Below are 15071 nucleotides of genomic sequence, written 5' to 3'. Positions count from 1 at the left end.
GAAAATGTACATATTTATTCAAGCGTTAATGTACATATTTAAGTTAGCATTTATAGAAAAAGTCAGTTGTATTTTATATGCATATGATTTTTCTGTAACGTTAAGATTTGAAAAAACTAGAGATTTAGAATTTCATATAGGAAATCTAATACATTCATAATTTATTCGAAGAACTTGCTATATTTCAGCGAGTTCTTTTGTACGCCAGGTAAGAAATAAATCTATACGATTTATTTCTTTTTATTGGAAAGATTGGCATCGAGCCAATCTAAAAATGAAAAACACGGATGTACCGTGTTTTTATCAAAGTAGCAAGCTAAAGCTTGCTGAATAAAAAAATAATTGATCTGCTTTATCTTGGTTTAGAACTATGTTCTAAACCAAGATAAAGCAGATAGTCAAAGAAAATTTGTTGAGTAACTAAGTGGATTGAAAATAAGGGCCTAAACGTAGGTTTAGAGATTAATTATATCCTTTCTGTACTTTTTGTTTAAATAAATTCCCAAATGTGATAGAGGGAGAGATAGGAGCCTTAAATTGCGTTTTTAAACTAATTGTTAGAGTGGAACAAAAAAATTGAAAATAAAAGTATTTAATTAGTGATTAGGGCTCATGGCACGGGATGTACGGCGGCTGCCTACATTCCGTAAGCCACCGCTCCACCTTTACTCAACTCGATAACTACAGATTGTAGAAAAAAGATTAGCTGGCAGCTGCAGCTAATCTTTTTTACAATCTGTACGTTCCTGAGTTTCGCTTAACAAGGTGGACGGAGCGTAAAATCTAAAGAACAAAAATTAATGGGCTACTCGCCCAAACCCAGCCAACGGTAGCCCGTTGGATCGCTGTTTATTATCCCCCCAGCCCCCGTTACATCGGGGGAGCTACCCTCGCCGGTAGGCAGGCCAAAACGAAAGGTTTTGGCAATGCCAAGAGGGTATTGGTGTAGTGAAATTGTCAACTCCTTATCCTCCCTCCCGTCGCTTTGCTATGGTCAGTCCGGTACCGTTGACAATGCTCTAGTGTACATGTCTTCGACTTTTTAAGTTAACCTGAATGCACACAAAAACCTTATTATAACTTAGGTTAACAAAGTTAACCTAAGTTAACTTGATGGAGTCGCTATACCATATGATGTCCGCTAATACTTGTTGCGTTATCCTGTTCCATTGCTACAAATACCCCTATAACTTGTCGCCATGTTTATTAAACATATCCTTAAAGGATTTTTAAATAAGATATATCAAGTCAACTAGTTTATAAGCTAGTTTGTCTTGGAACGATAGAACATGTTCGAGAACGTGTTCTATCATTTTTAACAGCTGTTCTTTAGAAGAACGTAAGTTGTTCGCCACCCAAATGCTAGTGGTTTCTTTTAACTTTGAAATAGTTATATGTATATGTATTATTTATTGTTTATTTATAAAAACGATAAATAATACATATATTTTATTGAATAACATATACCAATGTGATATAATTATATGTGTAAGGAAGAGAATTTAAAGGTTCTAAATTCAATTGAAATATAAAAATCAGTATATCATTATAATGGGATGGTGAATTTAAGTGAAGTATCCAATATGTCCGTATTGTGCAAGTGAACAAAAAAGGGGTACCGCCAGCATTTCGGAAAAAAACCACGCTAAGGATTTTTTCTATAAAAAGAGCCGTTATATTAAGAATAAAACGGCTCTTTTATACGTAAAGGACGTAAATTCATTTGCCCAGTGTCATGTAATCCTTCAAATTTGTATTCTCCAAGAAAATTGATATGTTCCCATCCTAACGGCCACGCATATGGCATTAAATCTTCTCTAAATTCTCCTCTTGCTTTTAATTCTTCTACGGCTTTTTCCATATATACAGTGTTCCACACACTTATAGCGTTAATAATTATGTTTAGTGCACTAGCTCTTTGTAACTGGTCTTGGAGAGCACGTTCTCTAAATTCTCCACGTTGTCCAAAAAATATAATTCTAGCTAATGCATTGATTGCTTCTCCTTTATTTAAACCTTTTTGAACCCGTCTCCTTACGGCTTTATTAGATATGTAATCCAGCGTAAAGAGGGTTTTCTCGATTCGTCCCATTTCTCCAAGTGCTGTTGCGAGTTTATTTTGTCTTGCATATGATCCGAGCTTCCCCATGATAAGAGCGCTAGATACTTTTCCTGTTTGAACCGAGTATGCCAACCTTCTAATATCTTCATAGTTTTCTTTTATTAAATTTACATTAATTTTTCCTTTTAAAAGTGCTTGAACATTTTCATATTCTTCTCCACCAGGTATAGAAAAAAGCTTAGTATCTGCCAAATCACGAATACGAGGAGCAAATCGAAATCCCAACAAGTGTGTTAAAGCGAAAACTTGATCTGTATATCCAGCTGTATCTGTGTAATGTTCTTCAATTTTTAAATCTGTTTCATGATGAAGAAGCCCATCTAATACATGAAGAGCATCTCGTGCATTGGTAGTAATGACTTTCACATGATAGGCAGATAGCTGATCACTTACAAATCGATAAATGGTTCCACCTTTTCCCGTTCCATAGTGTGGATTGGAATCTGCATGTAGAGAACGTACAGCAATGGATAAACGCATACCATCAGAAGAAGAAGTTGTCCCATCTCCCCAATAGGATGATAACTTTTGTTCCTTTTGGAAATTCACGAGAATAGATTGAGCGCGAACCATTGCATCATCATACATTCTCCATTGTGAAGCATTTGCCATTTGTCTATAGGAGATTCCAGGGGTAGCTTCCGCCATTTTTGTAAGACCTATATTTGTCCCCATTGCCATCAAAGTAGCTAATACAATATTCTGTTCCTCTTGATCAGGAGATTGATTGGTAGAGGCGTGGATAAATTGATCATGAAATCCAGTCCAACTGGCCACTTCTATTAGTAAATCTGTCAGTTTTATTCTGGGTAACATACTATGAAGAAGTTTACTAAATGCTTTTGCTTCTTCTGGAGTTCCTCTATCCAATCGCTCAACATGTAGTTTTCCTTGACTAATATCTACTCCTTCTAATTTCTCGCTATTTTTTGATAACCATTCTAAATGTTCATTTAATCGGTTTATTCGGTCAGTTATATAATCTTCAGCTTTTAAAGGGGCTGTAAGGCCATTTGGAATGTTTGAAACTTCGTTCCATTCATCATACGGTATAAGATAATCATCAAATGCCTTATGATGTCTACTGCCTGATACAAAAATATCTCCTGAACGAATATGATTTCTTAACTCGGTTAAAGCTGCCAATTCATAATAGTGCCGATTAATGTTTCCGTCATCATCATATACATGTTTTTGCCAACGGTTAGATACAAAGTGTAAGGGAGCGCCATGAGGCACTTTTCGTTTACCTGTTTCATTCAATTCATGAATCGTATCAAGTGCTTGTAAAACGGGTTCTCCAGATTTCGTCGCTCTAAAATGAAGACTGCGTAATAAAGTAGGTGCATATCGTCTAACATAGGAATAACGAGTATTTAACAAATCCAAATAGTCATAATTTAAAGGCCGTGATAGTTGTTTTGCTTCTTCAACAGATTCGACCATCTCATTCCATGACATTACTTCATCTAGGGCTGCAAAAGCATCTTTACCCGTTTCTTTTGCCTCAATTAGTGTCCCGCATACAGTAATAAATTGTAAAATCTTCTCGTTTAATTTTTTCCCATTTGCTTGCTGTATTTCGTCTTGTTCTTTTTTCCCTTTTGTTTGAAGATTCATCATAAGACGATCATGAATTTCAATTGCGTAATCTATAAGGTCTTGTGTAATCTCCAATAAAAATGAGACTAACATACTATATCTTTTTACTTCATTGAATCGTCTAAAAGCATATGGCTCATATTTTGATCCTAATCTAGCGAGCTGCCGAAGACGATTTGTATTAATTTTTGTGGTATCAATAGTAAGACCAATTTTTTGAACAAATTGTAATCGGTCTATTACTTTTAAAAATGATTCTGGTGAAGGCTGGGCCGGTACATCTTTTAGCCATGCTAATGGAGACTTACCATTTATAGTTGGTAAAAGTAACGCATCTAATTGATCTTTTTGTTCTTGGACCAAACCGTCATGTAGTATACTATACACTTTCTGATCTGCTTGTTGCTTTGCTTCCCAGACGATATCTTCAATCACATACATAGCTGGAAGAATGACTTTCATTTTTCGCAATGTAGATATTGTTATTTCAATTAAATAGAGGGTATTATTGTTATCCATTGCTTGTTGCACTAAAAATTGTAATAAAGTTTCTTTATATTCAGAAGAAAAATTCTGATATCCATATTCTGTTCGAATTTCCCCAAGATGCTCCCATAAAGTATTCCCACGTTTGGCATATACTAAAAATTCTTCAGGTGGAATCTGTAACTGACTCGCAACGTAAGCCACTACATATTGTGGAATGTCTTTATATTCTGTTAAGGACCAGCCAGGATAACGAATTAATACAAGCTGAAGAGCGAACCCTAAACGATTGTATCCTCTACGGTGTTTTAATATTAAATGTAAGTCATGTTTAGAAAAAGTATGAAATGTTACCAAATCCCATTCTGTTAAACGTGATAAATCCATTAACTCATTTCGTTGTGCCTCTGACAGTAATTGTTTAACTCCCATTGTTTCCCCTTTACTCCTTTATAAGAGCTCCATTTTATTTTTTAGCTGCAGTTGGTTTGGATTTGTGTAAAGTAGTGTCGTATGGATGTTAGAGTGCCCAGCTTGATTTGCAACTTCATGAATGCTAAATCCTTTTTCAATTGCATTCGTACAGAAGAAGTGTCGTAATTGGTGTGGAGTAATAACATTGCTGTATGATTTAAAGATACGATTGACGACCGTACGGTCGAGCTTTTCTCGCTTTTTACTAATAAAAAGATACGGAGATTCATGTGCTGTACTGTATGTTTTTCGATCGATGAGATAATCTTTGATAGCACTAAGTACCTTACTATTTAGTAATACAATTCGTTGTTTACCTCCTTTTCCACTTCGAATAATACATTCCCCAGTCTGTAAATTGAAGTCATTCATTTTGATAGATAATGCCTCTGAAATACGTACTCCTGTATATGCTAGGAGAGTGGCAATTGCATAATTACGTTTGTTATTATCCTCTAACACACTTTGTAAAAACTTTTTTACATCTAATTCAACAATTTGGGTTGGAGAAGCATAGACAGTTTGAACCTTTATCATGTCTGTTTTTAAAATTACTTGATCTTGTTGACTTCCTTTCTGTATTAGAAATTCATTAAATTTAGCAAGGCTACTAATCTTGTGGTTAATGGACTTGGCGTTCAACATTTTGACATTCTTTAAATAACTAATGTACTCTAAGATATTTTGTCGGTACAATTTTGTTAATTTTCTGTCATAGGAACCTTCAAACCATTTTATGTACTGTCTAATACCTGATGTGTATCCCTGAACAGTGTTCTCAGTTTTATTCTCTTGTTTAAGATAAGAAGAAAACTGTTTTGCAACATCCATGTGATTTCCTCCGCGTCTATAAATTGTGTTGCGTCTAAAAGTATTTATTTATCGATAAATTGTGTTGCGTTAAACCCCTAGATTTATATTTATTATAACACCTAATACAACACAATTAATATTGTGTTGTATTATTTTTTGTATAAAAAAAGACACTGTATGTGTCTTGGAATAATGATATATTTTCTGATTTTTTAACTCTGATTTTCTTAGCGTGGTTTTTTTCCGAAATGCTGGCGGTACCCCATGCCCATCAACTTAAGGATAGAAACTCTACGGTTTTCCATTAATTGAAATGAACAAACTTTTAAACAGTATAATCCTCTTAAAAATGAGCATACGAAATAAACCCTAACGGGTTTCATTTTTTTCTTATGCAGCTTTCTTTTGTTTTCTCAATCCATTATACTCATAGACAACACCCATAATATCAAAGATAGTTTTCTTCTCATATCGATGGGATTTCCGGCCATTTTTCTTTAGTAGGGTAAACAGGCGGATTAAAACCTTTGTTATTATACGGGTGTTTCTCTGTATCGCTTGATATAACAGGGATAGATGATCTTGAATCATCCCAATTGCTTTATATTCGCTTAGTTCTCTTTTGTGCTTTTGCAACAGAAGTTGGCGCATCTTAAACATCGTGGAAGAACATATAAAAATGGCAATGAGTTTTCCATACACATGGCATTCTAATCGCTCTTGTTTGATAGTTTGCCAATGATGAATTTGAAATAGAGATTTCCACGTTTTAAATATGATTTCGATCTGCCAGCGGAGGGAGTAAAAATCATGGATTTGTTCCATCGGAACCACTTCCCAAGGCGTATTCGTAACATATATGTTGATACCCGTTAATCGTTTACTCTTTTCTGAAAATGTAATCCCCTTTTTACTTTCGGTATAGCTTTGTTTTTTTCTACGTTCCAGTATTTGTTCCTCTGTTAATCGGTAGATAATTACTCTTGTAAATAATCTTTGATTCTTGCCAATATACGACTCTTTTATTTCATACGTTTGTCCTGGTTTTAACGTGTGCATAATGTTCTCTAAATCAACTTGGATATACTGTGACTGTTTTTTGATTGTCCCATTTCGAAAGTATTCTGGAAATGGATTTTTCGTATAGACGGTATGGTTTAACTTAAGTCTTGATATATAGCACACGCCACGTTGATCCATTTGATCTAAGTCTTCCAATGAAAAATATCCTAAATCACGAATACACAGATCACCCGGCCGTAAGGTATCTAAGCAATCTGTTCCAAATGTTTTATCATTATTTTTTCCAGGACCTACCTGGAAGTTTAAAAACTGTCCGCTGTGTAAGTCATATTCTAATTGAATCTTGATACCTGCAGTTTGTGCACAACCACCTGACCCAGGATATACATGTGCTAAATGTTTCGGTACTTGGAAAATCGTCGCATCTAAAATACGGATTCGTTGAAAATACGTGAGTGCTGCACTTGAAATGGCTGATGTTTTACAAAGTTTACTTTTCCATAATGCAGAAAAAATATATTTCAAAAATTCAACCGCTTTTTTATCAAAGCGTTTATTGAGTCCTTCTGGACTCATAAGAGTGCCTGTGGCGGCGTGTAATTGACTGCATAGTCGAACGAGAGAATCACTCGCTGTACGTTGACTGACCCAGATACATATGGTAGCTAATTCATTTCCTGAAAACTTTCGTTTTCTTTTTACAAAACCTAATTCTTTAGCGAGTTCTTCCAAAAGAGAAGGGGTTAAATGACGATACAGCTCTTCAGAAAATAGTTGTAATTCATCTTGAATTGAAAGATTCATAAAAAATGTCATCCTTTCTAGCTAGCTTTTTAGAAAGAATAACGTTTTTTGACACTTGGGGGTAGTGCAAATTCTTAAGTTGATGGGCATGTGGCGGTACCCCAAAAATAAGAAATGGAGTTCTACTACCAAAATGTGATTTTTGTGGTGCGGATCTTAGAGATAAAAATACAGGTTGTCTTCGCCTAGTAAGTGATAAGGGAGAAAGATTTAACTTTCAAAAAATGAAAACTAATATTTTCGAAGAGCATGCGATGCAATCAGTAGAAATATTAAAAACATATCATAGTTTTGATTTATACATTTTATTAAAAGAGATAAGAGAAAAAAGAGAACTTTTATATATGGGGTATGAAATATTTTTAAAAGCAGCAAAGCAGGACATTGAATTTGAAAAAAATGCTGAAAAAGAGTTACTTGTTTTTAATGACTGGACTAGGCGAATGTATGTAATTGAAAATATTTTAATAGAAAGACAAGGTTATTTTCCTTCTAATATAACTGATAAAGTCCTTCAATACATGTGGGATCAAATGAAACATTCTAAACAAAATAAGATGATTGTACATAAAAATAATTGTAATGAACCTAATCATATAAATACTGATTGTGTTTAGAAATAAATAAAAACATTATTTCAATATATAAGAATTAAATAATGTTAAAACGATAAATAAATAATAAAGGAGAAATTCTAATGACAGTGCTTCAAAATCAAATGAAACAAAAATTAATAACTGAGGAAAATATAGATATGCTAAAAATTTTAGCGCATCCGGTAAGACTACAAATAGTCGATGTTTTAATGCGACATAAAAAATGTAATGTAACACAATTAGTGGAGTTATTACATATCCCACAATCAACGGTATCACAACATCTATCAAAAATGAGGGGAAAGGTGTTAGGATCTGATAGAAAAGGACTGGAAGTTTACTATTTTGTTACTAATTTAACTGCACAAAATGTAGTTCGAACTTTATGTGAAAAAAAGGAGCATGGGGGAAAATGAATTGTAGATATTGCAATACATATATAGATATTAATTTATGTGGAACATGTTCTTTTTGTAAGCACAATTTTATAGAATGTACGATAGGTCCTAAAAAAATAAAAAGATATGTAGATGAAAATGATGCTGTACAGCCTATAGAGGTATTAAGAAAGTATCATACATACGATCTAATAGTATGTTTAAAAATTATGAGAAAAAAGAAATCAGATTCATATTCATCGTTAGTTCAAGCTAATCATGATACGGATAGTACAAAACATGTAATTAAAGAAAAAAAGGAATTATATAGATTTTGGAAAAAGAGAACTTGGATAATTGAAAATTTACTTATAGAAATACAAGGCTATTTCCCTGAAAGAATTACTGATAAATATTTAAATGAACTATATAGTCAATGTTTTAAGTCAAGTCAGAAAAGAAGTAGGGAATTGTTGTCTAGATGTGTATCCTTGTAGTTTCAGTAACTATAGAAGGTGAATATAATGAATAAATTAACATATAAAGCAATTTTAAAGAAATATAATCCTGACACAAACAAAGCAGGTCGAGAGGTTCGTTCAATTACATTTTTCGCCAAAGATATTAAAGAAGCATGGAATAAAGCTTCTGATGAATTTGAAAAAGAAAGAGAAAGTAATGATACTATTGAGGTTAAGTTGATATAGTATTGTCTTCAGTTTGTTATTATGCTACTATGATTGATGGTTTAAGCTTTTTTTCTTATAGTTTGTTATTTTATCCTGGATTAAAACATCCAGGAATTTTTTTTTAATATTTAACTGGATGGATTTGGCAAAAAAAGAGGTGGTATCAAATGAAAACACAAATGTCATTTAATATTTATATTAATCAAATAAATGATTTTACGAAAATTGTTCCGGAGACTTTACGGGCACATACAATCTGTAAGTTTTTAAAAAAGGAGTATATTCCTTCTAAAATATTTAATGCATTTGAAGGTGAAGGTGAAGCTTATCAAATAAGAATGGATAAAGGCAGTATTAATAAATTAGATGAAATGGTCAAAATAGCAAATGAAAGCGGATTAAACGCTAAAAAAGACGTGAATCGATCAGCTATTATGAGAGATGTGTTTGAACAATTCATCAATAAATATAGACATATAAAATTTCCAAAGCCAGAACGAAAAAGGACGTTGCTGCACGTCGAAGCTGGTACAATAAACAATTTAGCTAAATATATAGATAGTTATGAACGAAATAAAACTATAGAAGAGTTTATTGTACAGGAATACAGTGGTCCGCTTATAACAGCTAAAGAATTAAAGAAACGATTACGTACTGAATCAGAATTAATTCCTATTACCTTGGATGCAACAACCTTTTTAATCTTGGATGAAATTGCAGAGGAATTTGGGGAAAATGTTAAACGTGCACACATTTTAAGAGATGCAATAAACCAATTATCACAAAGATTTAATGCATCTCTAAATATATAAGTGTAGGTCAAATAAATGTTCTATATAAAATAATATCCAGGTTTATTACATCTGAATAAGCAATAACCAATTAAAAATTTTAGAGGGGGGATTAATTCCCCTAATCCACTTAATCTATTTTAATCCATCCTTTTTTTAATGCTTTTAAAACGGCATTAAGTCGATCTTTTACTTCTAATTTTTTTAGTATACTTGAAACATGATTTTTTATTGTTTTATCACTTAGTTCAAATGTTTCCGTTAATTGTTGATTAGAATACCCTTTACCAAGTCCTTCTAAAATGTCCCACTCTTTATTCGTTAGTAAACCGTCAGGTCTTCCAGTGTTATGCTCGTAAATTTTTAAGCGATCTAAATTATCTTTTGTATTATCTAACTTCGAAGAAGTAAAATCAGTGTGGAAGAAGGCAACTCCTGGATCTTCAATAGTTTCTAGTACACACATTAATTTATTAATCTCAATATTTTTAAGTAAATAAACGTCTATATCATATTCATCCATTGCACAAAATACATCTTCTTGTAGGCTTTTGTTTGATAATGCAATTATTTTTAATGAGTAATTATCCTTTAAACTAGATAGTAAAAAGTTTCTTCCTTCAATAGTTTCGTAGTCTATAAGTAATATATGTGAGACACTATCTAGTCCTTTTTCTAGTAAGGTAGATTCTAATTCATTATAAGTAGATACATCCTGGATTTTTCGATCTAACTTGGCTTCTAATATTTGTTTTAGCCCAGCCCTGTATATTGGTTGATCACTCCAAATGATAATATTACTGTTATAAGGAATGTTTGTAGGTTCCATATCCTTATATCCCTCCTTTTATACTTTTAAACAACAATAAAATAACAATAGAAAAGTTATTAGACCCATATAAATATTAACACGTTTTGAGTGGAATTTATTTTTTTGAATATTGAAAAAGAATAAAAGTGAATTAGTACTATATTCTATTCGTACAACTATAATCCTATAATAGTAATAAGATAAAAAATACTGAGATTTTGTGGAAAATGCAAGAATAAAGAGTTTTGAAAGGATATAAGTAGGTATATGGGGGTATTTTGATGAAAAACAACTGAATTTGGAGGGATATTCGGTTTATTTAATAGGTAAAAATAACTATATAAAAACGTGTTTTTGTGGTTAAATAGTTCTATTTTAGGTATAATGGTGAAGGATACGTATTGTAATTTGGATGATATTTTAGTATTATTAGTATCGAAGATAAATATTCTACCAATTTATTTCCCGAATTGGTTGTTTATATTTAAAATAAAGATAATAAATACATATATAAATAAAAAAATATAAAAAAAGACAAATAAAAAAGGATGATGTTTCCCGCATCATCCATCATAGTAGTGAGCAACCCCGCTAAAAGTCGAGCACTACAATTCGCAATATTTACATCATCATAATATCATGTTTTATTTTGTGTGTAAAGTATATTTAAAATATGATTCTATAATTTTTTGCGAATAAAGTGTATTCTAAATATTAGATATTCGAAGACTATCGAGTGTTGTTTACTGCTGTAAAAAAAGCAGAGAACAACACTTTTTTGTTGTTCCAAAAGGAGTAGAAATCTAATGGAACAAGTTAAACATATTTTAGAGCCTATAACAGAGTACACATCGCTTGATGTAATGCGTTTTATGGTTCATGGTGCATTATATGAAAAATCACCTAAACATTGGACAATGGATGATAGAAAGAGAGAAATGCAACGTGAAAGATTAAGAGAGGTTGGAGTTGTTCATGTAACTACTGGAAAAGAGCAACTTTCTACGGGACAAAGTATTGTGGTAAGTAGTTTTGAGACATTAGAACGCTTAAACAATCATTTGACACACTGGACACCACAAGTCTATATGTGGGGAAAGGCCAATAATGAAGGGCGTAATTTTGAGAACATTCGTTTCATTACATGTGTTGGAGTAGAAATAGATAAAAAAATTAGTCTTGAAGAAATTCATTATGCAGCAGCAGTAAATAACTTGCCATCCCCAAGTGTTATTCTTTCAACACCACGAGGGTTGCAATGGTTTTATGTATTCTCTACACCATTTTTGACAGAAAAAGGCCGTAAGGCAGGTCGTTTTGTTTCTGAAGAAATTAAAAGAGCCTTTGTAAATGTCATGGATGCTAGTGAAGTAGAAGAAGGAACTACAAAACCTATATTTGAATTAGAAGCAGATCTTGGGGCCTATTCGCTAGGGTATTTTAGAATTCCACGAGAAGATAATATCCTTTACTTTAATGGACAAGCATTGAACTCAGAATGGGCTTTAGCATGGGCTAAAGAACAATCTAGGAAGCATAAAAGACCAGCGGTTGCTAATACTTCTTCAAGTAGAATGTATAAAAAGGTTGGTATCATGGAAGATCCAGCAATTCAAAGTATTATAAATAACGTATTTTTACGTGGCTGTAAAGGCAAGCTAGGCCGTAATAATGCTGTATTTATTTTATCTTTAGCTATGAAATATGAAGGTAAAACAGAAAGTGAAATTATTGACAAAATAGATGAATGGAATTCTCAAATAAAATCACCATTAAAGCATACTGAGATTCTACGTACTGTTAGAAGTGCCATGAATGATAAATATAATGCGCCTAAAAAGGATTATGTAGAAGAACTGGCTGAAATGAGAATGGAATTTGTCTTTGATATCCGTACACCAGCAAAGGAACGCTTAGACCGTCAGCAAAGCCATTATTCAGAATGGGAGCAAGATATTATAGAGATGGTAGAGCAGCAATGCACGTCTGATGCACCTTATTTATGCGGATCTCTACGTGCTTTAGCGCAAAAAATTGGTGAAGAGTCACCAGTAGGTAAAGCAATGAATAAATCTAGCTTATCCGATGTATTAAAGGTTTCTAAAAAAATAATTGTAAAGACTAATGGAAAGAAGGGCAGAAATGCTCGTACATATATTACAACAAGAAGTGTATTACTGAAATCCAATAAACATAACTTTAAAGCCTTTTTGTTAGGGAAATTAGCGTTCAATGAAGAGATCGAGAGTGCGACACTTGAAGTACAATTTCAAGGCCGAACAAGCGAAGCTGAAGCAAATAAAAATAGTGAAAATAAACGCTCTGGGCCAGGGGGATAATTTCAAAAAAATAAATGGCCGAACCCGTACATATATACCTATCGGTATAAGTTTGGTTTAGAGTATCCTGTTAGTAGGGACTAGGGAGTTCTATTTCTTATATGGTGTTTGTTTTAATATTTGCATACGGTACGTGAAATTTTACATATTTGTTGGCATGAAAAGGGGAGTTTTATCAGGTACTATATTCGGATTAGGGATTGTAAAAATGGTATGACAGCACGAATAGCCCAGCGGCGGCTATGATTTTAAAATCGTTTCCGCTGGGCAATAACATCCAAACACCGGATTGTTATGTACATATTCACATGTTACTTTTTAAGCGCGCTTATAATTCGCGAGCTTTCAAGAAAATGCAAAGGATATTTACGGCGCCAACCTTTTTCCCTACTCTGCTTACTATCGTTATTGACATAATTAAATGATTTTAAACACTAGAGAGGAGAATTCTATTATGGCATTTGTGATACGTGGAGAAGGTTTTATACTAACGGATTGTGAACCAGGAAAAGAAGAGCAAGAACTAGAATTTGAAACATATGAGGAAGCAGAACGCACGCTTGAACTTATACAATTCCCTATGAAAAAACCAAATGCACAAATAATTGAAATTTAATTTTTAATGTGACGGAAATACCGCCACATTGTGTGCTAGGGTGTAAAAAAAATGGAGGTGATAACATATGACTGAATTACTACTCAATGGAGAAGTCCTGGACTATAAAGATTGTGCAGAAAAGCAAGATGAACTATTCAATAAGTTAATACGATTCATAGAATTAAAGAGTCATCAAACAAGTAAGGATCGTGTAGAAGTTATTAATGCCTGTGATTATTGTGGACATGCATTACAAAAACCATATGACTCCTTTGCAAGCGAAGTAAATCCTTCCGACATGTGGGCCATATCCATATTAGATGAAAATGAAGAGGACTGGGTATTAATCATGGGTGAATATGCAGATTTCACTCAAGAGCAAGTACTGGTTTCTCGTTGTCAGGCATGTGGAAAATGGGAGATTTGTAACGATGGTTAAACATTCAAATTTAGTTCTTTATCTTGGAATAGGTGCCTGGAACATATTTTAAACAAAGGGGAAATGAGTATGTATTATGCAAATGAAAATCATAAACGTAACTATTTAAGATTATTAACTGAAAGAGGAACTAAACACGGTGAAGATCCTGAATATGAAGCAGCATTTTATATTACTGCTTATCCTGAAATTCACAAGTGTTTTGACTGGAATAAATTTAAAACTGAGTTCTCTCCATTAGGAGCATTATTGAGTAAAGAGCCGGAAGAACGTGGCGTAAGTACTGCGCCTTTAACTAGTTCTACATTACCTCTGGTACAAGCAGGGCAATCGCTTTTCAATGGTTACAAAGTAGATTTATCTGATCTTGCTTTATATAACGAAGAACTGTTCAACGTTTTTATGCAAGCCTGTAAAATACGTGGCAGAATGTAAAATAAACAAAAAACCCGTCATTTGACGGCTTTTTCACTGCATTTTGATAGTTCTCTACATGATATAAAATTGTTAGGATGCTACTGTTATTCTGGCCAAAAATTTTGACTCTCGATGTAAAGATATTTTTAAATTCTTTACATTATCTTTTGGTAAAGAATTTAAAAATATCTTTACATTTATTTTTGGTAGTAGTATAATATTAAGTAAGCAGAGGCACACTTAATACTACGTCAATTACTATATAAAGAAATGAACATTTAAATGTTCTGCTCATTTACAATTCGCTATAGGAGTATTAAGGATTAAATTACTGAGAAATAACAAAACGCAACACCTACGGAAAATAAAGAAGGATGTGTGTACTATGCAAATAAAAAATGAGAACAGAGGGTTAATTTCGTCTTCAGGTCAATTTACGTCTACTCTTTCTCAGAAAGGACAAGTCACAATACCAGCTAAGATTAGAGATTATATAGATGCAAAAGCAGGAGATCAGATTCAATTTGTGATTGAAGGAGACAATGTTTTTGTAAATGTAGTTAAAAAAAATTCTTTGTTGGCATTATTTGGTGCTATGCCACCTAAAGCTGGTGAGCCGAACTTGTCTTGGGAAGAAATTAGACGTGGAGCTAAAGAAGAAATGATTTCCTCCGAATAAGGGAGAGTGCA

14 protein-coding genes are annotated in these 15071 nt (G+C 33.0%); 10 read left to right on the top strand and 4 right to left on the bottom strand.

Features of this window, described 5'->3' with window-relative positions; all coding sequences use genetic code 11:
* Positions 1 to 1678: 1678 nt before the first annotated feature.
* From CQ064_RS31435 to CQ064_RS31425, 3 genes are all read right to left on the bottom strand, one after another.
* Complete coding sequence (locus tag CQ064_RS31435) at positions 1679 to 4642, bottom strand: Tn3 family transposase (protein WP_000538378.1); 2964 nt, start codon at positions 4640 to 4642, stop codon at positions 1679 to 1681.
* Between the two features lie 18 nt (positions 4643 to 4660).
* The gene (tnpI, locus tag CQ064_RS31430; protein WP_000382147.1) at positions 4661 to 5515 is read right to left on the bottom strand and encodes a TnP I resolvase; all 855 of its coding nucleotides are present in this window, start codon (positions 5513 to 5515) and stop codon (positions 4661 to 4663) included.
* Positions 5516 to 5887: 372 nt separating this feature from the next.
* Positions 5888 to 7324, bottom strand: a complete 1437-nt coding sequence (locus tag CQ064_RS31425; RefSeq protein WP_001053969.1) for an IS4-like element IS231C family transposase — start codon at positions 7322 to 7324, stop codon at positions 5888 to 5890.
* A gap of 254 nt (positions 7325 to 7578) precedes the next feature.
* On the opposite strand from CQ064_RS31425, the gene CQ064_RS31420 reads away from it, so the two are divergent.
* The 5 genes from CQ064_RS31420 to CQ064_RS31400 all read left to right on the top strand — a co-directional run bounded on the left by CQ064_RS31420 (position 7579) and on the right by CQ064_RS31400 (position 9798).
* Positions 7579 to 7941 (top strand): hypothetical protein, encoded by a 363-nt coding sequence (locus CQ064_RS31420; protein WP_015055230.1) that lies wholly within the window; start codon positions 7579 to 7581, stop codon positions 7939 to 7941.
* An 80-nt stretch (positions 7942 to 8021) separates the two neighbouring features.
* A complete protein-coding gene (locus tag CQ064_RS31415) occupies positions 8022 to 8336 on the top strand; it encodes an ArsR/SmtB family transcription factor (protein ID WP_000217374.1) in 315 nt (104 codons plus the stop codon).
* Positions 8333 to 8794 carry a hypothetical protein gene (locus tag CQ064_RS34270; protein ID WP_000995822.1) on the top strand — a complete coding sequence of 154 codons (462 nt, stop codon included), beginning with the start codon at positions 8333 to 8335 and terminating at the stop codon, positions 8792 to 8794. The genes CQ064_RS31415 and CQ064_RS34270 overlap by 4 nt, the downstream gene beginning before the upstream one ends.
* A 27-nt stretch (positions 8795 to 8821) precedes the next feature.
* Entirely contained in the window at positions 8822 to 9004 is a 183-nt protein-coding gene (locus CQ064_RS31405; protein ID WP_001038273.1) for a hypothetical protein, read from the top strand.
* A gap of 149 nt (positions 9005 to 9153) precedes the next feature.
* Positions 9154 to 9798, top strand: coding sequence for a hypothetical protein (locus CQ064_RS31400; RefSeq protein ID WP_000856972.1), 645 nt, complete (start codon positions 9154 to 9156; stop codon positions 9796 to 9798).
* 109 nt (positions 9799 to 9907) lie between these two features.
* On the opposite strand, the gene CQ064_RS31395 is transcribed toward CQ064_RS31400, so the two are convergent.
* Positions 9908 to 10606, bottom strand: a complete 699-nt coding sequence (locus CQ064_RS31395; RefSeq protein WP_000433841.1) for a response regulator transcription factor — start codon at positions 10604 to 10606, stop codon at positions 9908 to 9910.
* A 788-nt stretch (positions 10607 to 11394) separates the two neighbouring features.
* Between CQ064_RS31395 and CQ064_RS31390 the strand changes: the two genes are divergently transcribed.
* The 5 genes from CQ064_RS31390 to CQ064_RS31375 all read left to right on the top strand — a co-directional run bounded on the left by CQ064_RS31390 (position 11395) and on the right by CQ064_RS31375 (position 15060).
* The gene (locus CQ064_RS31390) at positions 11395 to 12927 is read left to right on the top strand and encodes a primase C-terminal domain-containing protein (RefSeq protein WP_000438659.1); all 1533 of its coding nucleotides are present in this window, start codon (positions 11395 to 11397) and stop codon (positions 12925 to 12927) included.
* Positions 12928 to 13381: 454 nt separating this feature from the next.
* The gene (locus tag CQ064_RS33815) at positions 13382 to 13543 is read left to right on the top strand and encodes a hypothetical protein (protein ID WP_000896208.1); all 162 of its coding nucleotides are present in this window, start codon (positions 13382 to 13384) and stop codon (positions 13541 to 13543) included.
* 67 nt (positions 13544 to 13610) lie between these two features.
* Positions 13611 to 13964: a hypothetical protein gene (locus CQ064_RS31385; protein ID WP_000137768.1), complete on the top strand. Its 354-nt coding sequence runs from the start codon at positions 13611 to 13613 to the stop codon at positions 13962 to 13964.
* Between the two features lie 69 nt (positions 13965 to 14033).
* Positions 14034 to 14399: a hypothetical protein gene (locus CQ064_RS31380; protein WP_000291036.1), complete on the top strand. Its 366-nt coding sequence runs from the start codon at positions 14034 to 14036 to the stop codon at positions 14397 to 14399.
* Between the two features lie 367 nt (positions 14400 to 14766).
* Positions 14767 to 15060 (top strand): AbrB/MazE/SpoVT family DNA-binding domain-containing protein, encoded by a 294-nt coding sequence (locus tag CQ064_RS31375; RefSeq protein ID WP_001165986.1) that lies wholly within the window; start codon positions 14767 to 14769, stop codon positions 15058 to 15060.
* Positions 15061 to 15071 lie beyond the last annotated feature (11 nt).

The organism is Bacillus sp. MYb78 (assembly GCF_002975115.1).
GTDB classification, from domain to species: domain Bacteria; phylum Bacillota; class Bacilli; order Bacillales; family Bacillaceae_G; genus Bacillus_A; species Bacillus_A cereus.
Note: the sequence above shows the minus strand (reverse complement) of the source record. Positions and strands in the feature narration are given on the sequence as shown.